The sequence below is a fragment of the Thioalkalivibrio sp. genome, from assembly GCF_041690275.1.
Classification (GTDB): domain Bacteria; phylum Pseudomonadota; class Gammaproteobacteria; order Ectothiorhodospirales; family Ectothiorhodospiraceae; genus Thioalkalivibrio.
Genome location: NZ_JAWLHP010000052.1, coordinates 13,264 through 17,581, shown reverse-complemented (window position 1 = coordinate 17,581; position 4,318 = coordinate 13,264). Strand labels below are relative to the sequence as shown.

4 protein-coding genes are annotated in these 4,318 nt (G+C 66.8%); all 4 read left to right on the top strand.

Going from position 1 to position 4,318, the window contains the following annotated elements; genetic code table 11:
- Window positions 1–55: 55 nt before the first annotated feature.
- The 4 genes from ACESMN_RS10550 (at window position 56) to ACESMN_RS10535 (ending at window position 4,180) form a co-directional block, all read left to right on the top strand.
- A complete protein-coding gene (locus ACESMN_RS10550; RefSeq protein ID WP_373053560.1) occupies window positions 56–1,186 on the top strand; it encodes a M50 family metallopeptidase in 1,131 nt (376 codons plus the stop codon).
- Window positions 1,187–1,300: 114 nt separating this feature from the next.
- A complete protein-coding gene (locus tag ACESMN_RS10545) occupies window positions 1,301–1,855 on the top strand; it encodes a glycine cleavage system protein R (RefSeq protein ID WP_373053559.1) in 555 nt (184 codons plus the stop codon).
- Window positions 1,856–1,878: 23 nt separating this feature from the next.
- Complete coding sequence (locus ACESMN_RS10540; protein ID WP_373053558.1) at window positions 1,879–3,483, top strand: GGDEF domain-containing protein; 1,605 nt, start codon at window positions 1,879–1,881, stop codon at window positions 3,481–3,483.
- Between the two features lie 106 nt (window positions 3,484–3,589).
- Window positions 3,590–4,180, top strand: coding sequence for a malonic semialdehyde reductase (locus ACESMN_RS10535; RefSeq protein WP_373053557.1), 591 nt, complete (start codon window positions 3,590–3,592; stop codon window positions 4,178–4,180).
- The last annotated feature ends 138 nt before the right edge of the window (window positions 4,181–4,318 follow it).

Below are 4,318 nucleotides of genomic sequence, written 5' to 3'. Positions count from 1 at the left end.
GCCGGCCGCCCCGCGGCGCCGGGCTTCGATTCTGCGTGTACCGAGGAGAGGGGCCATGTTCGGTGAAAGCTTCAGCCTGTTCCGCGTGCTGGGATTCGAGATCCGGGCCAACGTGACCTGGCTCTTCCTGGCGCTGCTGGTCACCTGGTCGCTCGCGGCCGGGTTCTTCCCCTTCGTCTACCCGGACCTCACGCCTCTCACCTACTGGACGATGGCCCTGGTCGGAATGCTCGGGCTCTTTTTCTCGCTGCTGTTTCACGAGCTGAGCCATTCCGTGGTCGCGCGCGCGCACGGCCTTCCGGTCCATCGCATCACGCTGTTCCTCTTCGGCGGCGCGGCAGAGATGGAGTCGGAGCCGGAGGAGCCACGTGTCGAGTTCCGGATGGCCATCGCCGGCCCGATTGCCAGCGTGGTGCTGGGTGTCGCGTTCTACCTGCTCGCAGTGGCGATGGCGACGGTGGGCCTTCCCGAGCACGTCGCGGGCGTCGCCCGCTACCTCGGGTTCATCAACATCCTGCTCGCGATCTTCAACATGGTCCCGGGTTTTCCGCTGGACGGCGGCAGGGTCCTGCGGGCCGCCCTGTGGCAGCTCAAGGGTGACATCCGCTGGGCCACGCGCTGGGCCACGCGAATGGGCCAGGGCTTCGGGCTCCTGCTGGTGGCCCTCGGCTTTGCGAACTTCATCGCCGGCAATTTCGTCGGCGGCATGTGGTGGTTCCTGATCGGCCTGTTCGTGCACGCGGCGGCGACCGCGAGCTACAGTCAGCTGCTCACCCAGCAGGCCCTGGCCGGACGCACCGTGCGCCGCTTCATGACCGCCGACCCGGTAACGGTTCCCGCCGATGCCACCGTCGAGGAGTTTGTGGAGGAATACCTCTATCACCACAACTTCGATCGCTTCCCGGTGGTGCGCGGCGAACGACTGGTGGGCAGCATCGGTCTGTCGGAGGTCCGGGACGTGCCACGCGAGGAACGGGACCGGACGCGGGTCGAGGATGCATGCGAGGAACGGGTTAAGGAAAACACCATCGAGGCCGATATGAAGGCCGATGAGGCGCTGAACCGCATGCAGCAGTCGCGCACGGGACGCCTGATGGTCACCGAGGGGGACCGCCTCGTCGGGATGCTGGTCCTGAAGGACCTGCTGCGCTACCTCGATGTTCGGTCGGAGCTGGAACCGGACTGAGCACCGGCGCGGTTCCCGGGATCGCCCGGGCGACCGGTATCGGAGGGCACGAGGCGCGCCGGGCGGGACTTCGCCTACTATCGTGCCTACAGCCGTTGATGAAGGGGCAACAGTGTGAAGGTATCCGTCATTGTGACGCTGCTCGGGCCGGACCGTCCGGGATTGGTGAGTACGGTATCGGAACGGGCCACGGCGGCCGGGGCCAACTGGATGGAGAGCCGGATGGTGCAGCTGGCCGGTCAGTTTGCCGGTCTCGTTCGGCTCGAGGTGGACGCCAGCGGGGCCGCGAAGCTTGAATCCGCGCTCCGGGAGCTCGAGGCCGCGGGCCTGCACGTGACCATCGAACGGGGCCGCGATACCGCTGCGGGAACGCTGCATCGGGTGCAGCTTGATCTTGTCGGTCATGACCACCCCGGGATTGTGCAGGAGATCTCGGGCGTGCTGGCCCGCCATGGCATCAGCATCGAGGAACTGGAGACCGGCTGCGAGCCCGCGTCGATGACGGGCGAACTCCTGTTTCGGGCCTATGCGGAACTCGGCGTGCCGGCCGAGGCGGACCTGCATGCGGTACAGGATGACCTCGAGGCGCTGGCGAACGCCCTGATGGTGGACCTCGAGCTGCATGATGCTGGATCGGGACCGACCGAGGACGGCGCCACCGAGCGCTGAGGCGGAAGAAGGGAGTCCGGGGTTTGCTGGAACAGACCGAAAAAAACGACTGGAAACGAAAGTACCTGGACCACCTCGAGGTGCTGGAGTCCCGGGAACGGCAGTGGTCGCAGGCGGAGGCCCTCCTCCGCCAGGGTCTGAGCCGCCTCTCGCTGGCCGCCGACGGCGTTGATCCGGGCCTGGACCGCCAGCTCGACGAGCTGCGCCGGCTCCTGCGCGCAGCGGGAGAAACCGAGAGCCTGCGCGAGCCGCTGGAGCGGATCTCGGAGTCGGTCCGCCACCTCGGCGATGGCCACGCGAGTATGGAACAGGACGGCCACGGCGGCCGCGGCCTGCTGGGCAGGCTGTTCGGAAGCGAGGCGGCCTCTTTGCGCAGCCCGGGCGCAGCGGAGGGGCGGAGACTGCACATTGCGAGGAACCTCCTTCTGGAGCTGGCCGAGGACCTGCTGGGAAAGGAGAGCGCGGCCGACCTCGTGCACAGGATCGAGCAGGCCACCACCGAGGTCCAGGTCTACAACCTGGGGCACGAACTGGTCACGCGCCTGCAACCGGTGATGCGCGGGGCCGGTAACGCCCCGGCCGGTCATGGATCGCAGCCGCACGAGGTCCTGCTGCGGCTGCTCGAGCACATCGAGGTACCCGCCGAGCTCACCGGCCGGTACGAGGACATCCGGCAAATGCTCCTCGGGTCCGCTGCACCGGATCACACCGAAGAGGCGCTGATGGCGATTGCCGGCCTGGTGGCGGAAATCCGCGGCAGGGCCCACAAGGACCGGGCGGAAATCGAGTCCTTCCTGAAACAGGTGACGGAGCGTCTTGGCGAGATCGATGCCGCCTTTCAGGAAAACGTCGAGCGCCAGCGGGAAGGCTACGAGGATGGCCGGGCATTCGGCAGGAACATGGATCTGGAGGTGAAGGGGATCGAGGAATCCGTGAACCGGTCGCAGGACCTCGACTCGCTGAAGGGTGCGCTGCGCAAGCGCCTGGACGGGATACGCGCGCATGTACGGGAGCACCGTGAGACCGAGGAAAGGCGTATCTCCGATGCGGAGCGCCAGGTGGAGCGGCTGAACGAACGCCTGCAGAGCGTGCAGCACGAGTCGGACGAATTGCGGCGCCGGCTGAAGGAGGAACGCGATCTCGCGATGGTGGATCCGCTTACCGGCATCGCCAACCGCTTCGCCTATAACGAGAGGCTGCAGCTGGAGGTGGCCCGCTGGAAGCGGTATGGCTCTCCGTTGGCGATGGCGGTCTGGGATATCGACCGCTTCAAGGACGTGAACGACCGTTACGGGCACCAGGCCGGCGACAAGGCACTGGCGCTGATCGCTCAGCTGATCCGCAAGCATATCCGCGAGACGGATTTCGTCGCCCGCTACGGAGGCGAAGAGTTCGTGCTGTTGCTGCCCGAGACGGCGCTTCCGGAAGCGGTCGCGGCGGCCGAGCACATTCGCAGGGCGGTGATGGACTCCGGCTTTCACTACGCGGATGAGCCGGTGCCGATCACCATCTCCTGCGGGATCAGCGAGTTCCGCACTGGCGATACTCCGCAGGATGTCTTTGGCCGCGCGGATGCCGCGCTCTACCGCGCCAAGGCCAAGGGACGCAACCGCTGCGTCACGGACTGAAGCGGAGGCCGGTTTCCTGCCCGGTTGACGTCCCTTCCCCGGCACCCTTACGGTTGATCGAACGGCCGAGCCGGACTCCGCACCCCCGACGCCAAGGAGCCGATCCATGAGTGAGCGTATCGATACCGAGGCCCTCGACCAGCTTTTCTTCGAGGCCCGAACGCACAACGAGTGGCAGGACCGCCCGGTCAGCGACGAACTGCTGAGGGAGCTCTTCGATACCCTGCGCTGGGCGCCGACCAGTGCCAACTGCAGCCCGGCCCGCATCGTCTTTGCGAAGGGTCCCGAGGCCAAGGCGCGCCTGCTGCCCGCACTGATCGAGGGCAACGTCGAGAAGACGCGTACGGCGCCGGTGACCGCGATCATCGGTCACGACCTCGAGTTTCACGAGCATCTTCCTTACCTGTTTCCCCATACCGACGCGCGGTCGTGGTTCGTCGGCAATCAGCCGCTGATCGAGGAGACGGCCTTCCGCAACGGCAGTCTGCAGGGTGCCTACCTGATCATGGCCGCCCGTGCCCTCGGACTCGACTGCGGGCCGATGTCCGGCTTCGATCCGGACAAGGTGAACGCGGCCTTCTTCCCGGACAGCAGTGTCCGCGTGAATTTCCTCTGCAACCTCGGCTACGGCCGTCCGGAGGCATTGTTCCCGCGCAGCCCGCGTTTCGGATTCGAAGAGGTCTGCAGGATCGAATAGCGCCCGGCATGCAGGAGGCGCCGGATCGGCGAGAGCGTTCCCCTCTCCCACGAGGGTCGTAGGAGCGGCTTCCAGCCGCGATGCGGCGTTGCGTCGGGCACCCAAGGGCCATCGCGGCCGGAGGCCGCTCCCACGGGT